This window comes from Geoglobus sp., from assembly GCF_054018175.1.
Genome location: NZ_JBPLZQ010000096.1, coordinates 1 through 2,704, shown reverse-complemented (window position 1 = coordinate 2,704; position 2,704 = coordinate 1). Strand labels below are relative to the sequence as shown.

2 protein-coding genes and 1 rRNA gene are annotated in these 2,704 nt (G+C 54.6%); all 3 read left to right on the top strand.

Translation table 11 applies throughout. The features are described 5' to 3' along the window. Positions 1-395: ribosomal RNA gene (locus tag ACXJJC_RS07395) — 23S ribosomal RNA — on the top strand; the annotation flags it as partial. A 79-nt stretch (positions 396-474) separates the two neighbouring features. Next, positions 475-1,479: a radical SAM protein gene (locus tag ACXJJC_RS07390; protein WP_456370630.1), complete on the top strand. Its 1,005-nt coding sequence runs from the start codon at positions 475-477 to the stop codon at positions 1,477-1,479. Positions 1,480-1,517: 38 nt separating this feature from the next. Continuing rightward, complete coding sequence (locus tag ACXJJC_RS07385; protein ID WP_456370629.1) at positions 1,518-2,567, top strand: DUF1786 family protein; 1,050 nt, start codon at positions 1,518-1,520, stop codon at positions 2,565-2,567. Positions 2,568-2,704 lie beyond the last annotated feature (137 nt).

Sequence of the window (2,704 nt, the reverse complement as noted above, 5' to 3'; positions counted from 1 at the left end):
TCGATGTCGGCTCTCCCCATCCTGGCCGTGCAGCAGCGGCCAAGGGTGAGGTTGTTCGCCTATTAAAGGGGATCGTGAGCTGGGTTTAGACCGTCGTGAGACAGGTCGGTTGCTATCTAACGGGGGTGTCCGGGCGGCTGAGGGGAAGGAGGCTCTAGTACGAGAGGAACGAGCCTCCGGCGCCTCTGGTCGACCGGTTGTCCGGCAGGGCACTGCCGGGCAGCTACGCGCCATGCGGTTAAAGGCTGAAAGCATCTAAGCCTGAAACCGCCCCCGAAAAGAGCCGCCCTTAAGGGCGCGGGTAAAAGACCCGTTCGATAGGGCCGGGGTGTAAGCGGCGAGCCTTCGGGCGAGCCGTTCAGCCCGCGGTCACTAAAGCCCGTGCCGGGTTGCCTTGCCGGTCTCAGGTATATGCTGGGAACAGACCTGTACACGGCCCGAAAAATCTACATACTTTTCTTGGCATTCTCTTATGTGGAATTCGGAAAGCTCTATCGGTTGATTCACCTTTCGAGCTACGATGTGTGCCATGAGAGGTGCGTTTATGACCCCCTCAGGCACGTCTATCGTTCAGGAAAGCTCAGACTCCTCAAGACCGTCCTTTCGTCGTCGTGCTCGTATGACTGCCTCTACTGTCACAACGCGTGGAACAGGGGCGTGGACTCGAGTCCAGAGGAGATTGCCGGACTGTTCTCCCTTATGCGGAGTAAGGGGCTCGTTAACGGTGCTTTCCTATCAAACTCCATTAAGGATCCCGAGAGGTCAATGGATGACATTCTGCGTGCGGGGGAAATTATCAGGAAAGACTTCCCTGGCTACATGCATTTGAAGATAATCCCGGGGTGTGATAGGGATCAGATAAAGAGAGCAGTTGAGATTGCCAGCAGGGTGAGCATGAACATCGAAACGCCTTCACGCTCGTTGCTCACCGAGCTCTGCTCGACAAAATCAAGGTCCGACTTCTCCAGAACTTTGAGGTTTGCACTGAAGTACGCGAAAAAGAGGGGGGTGAGCTTCACGACACAGATGATTGCGGGTCTCGGAGAGAAGGACTCTCAGATTCTCAGGGTTGCGGACAGGCTCTACGGTATGGGTGTTAAGCGCGTCTACTACTCAGCCTTCAGACCAATCTCCGGAACTCCCCTGGAGGGCAGGAGGCCTGAAAGCAGGAGGAGGCTTGTAAACCTCTACAGGGCAGATGCCTTAATCAGAGTGTATGGATTCGATTCATCTGAGATTGAGAAGGTCATGTCTGACGGTTTTCTGCCCAAGGAGGACCCGAAGGTCGCGCTGGTATTGAAGAAGCTTGAGAGTGGTGTGGAACTGTCACCACTCGAGGTTCCCGGGATCGGGACGAAGGGCGCTTCTCTCATAAAGAGTCCTGAAGACCTCGCAACCCTAAAGAGGGCCGGTTTTTCCGTAAAACGGGCATCGGCGTTCCATCCCTCACAGAAGAGGATTGGTGACTACATCTCTTAGGCGGCCAAACCTTTTTAACCTGCCGTCAAACTCCGGACATGGATATCTTCACGCTCGACGTCGGGACAGGCACGCAGGATTTCCTGCTGTACATTGAGGGTGAAAACATCAGGAACTGTCCCAAGGCTGTTATGCCATCTCCAACCAAGGTTGTGGCTAAGAGAGTTCGGAATGCCGCTGAATCTGGAAGTGACATCCTCCTCACGGGCTACACCATGGGCGGTGGGCCAAGCAGCAAGGCAATAAGGGATGCTGCTAAAAAGGTCAGGGTTTACGCCTACAAGAAGCCCGCCCTGACGATAAACGACGATCTGAACAGGGTTAAGGCGGAAGGCATCGCAATAGTGGATGAGAGGCCCGGGAGTGACAACCTTACTGAAATTGAGCTCGGAGATGTTAACCTCAATGCCTACTCGACCATGCTCTCCTCATTTGGAATAGAGCTGCCAGACAGACTCGTAATCTCCGTACAGGACCACGGATTCTCCCCAGGAGAGAGCAACAGGAGGTTCAGGTTCAGGATGTTTGAGAGGGTTTTGAAGGGGAGCCCGTACCTTGACAGCTTCCTGTATCCAGCGGAGAAAATTCCGGAGCACTACAACAGGATGAGGGCTGTTGCTGAGGCAGTCAGGGATTATGGAGAAGCAGTTGGCAGGGATTTTGAACTTTACGTCATTGACACGGTCTTTTCTGCTATAGCCGGAGCAATGCTCGATGTGAGGGAGTTTCCGGCGCTCGTTATGAACTTCGGCAACGGCCACACGGTCTTTGCAGTCGTTGACAGGGACGGCAGGATATACTCGCTAATGGAGCACCACACATCCATCGTCAGGAGGATGGACGTCAGCAGGCTGGCAGGCCAGTTCATCAGGGGTGAGCTGACGAATGACATTGTCTTCGAGCAGGGAGGGCACGGAGCGTACATCGACAGCGTGGTGGAGGTCAGGGACTTTGTTGCCACCGGCCCGAACGCTCAGCTCTCTGACTTCAGGGAGGCAAATCCGGTAGGAGACGTGATGGTCGTGGGCAATGTCGGGATGGTGAGCCTTCTGAAGAGCCATGAGCTTTTCGACGTGGCAGGAGTTTGAGGAAGCGATAAGGGAGATTCTGGAGCATCACGGCTTTGCAACAAGATTCAGATACGTTTTCAGGGACGAACAGGGCAGGGCGGAAGTTGACGTGCTGGCCGAAAGATACGGACTCGTGCTGGCCATAGATGCGAAGA

What these genes read in the sequence shown, in the direction of transcription:
- ACXJJC_RS07385 (WP_456370629.1), top strand. Translation starts at nt 1,518, where the DNA reads ATGGATATCTTCACGCTCGACGTCGGGACAGGCACGCAGGATTTCCTG.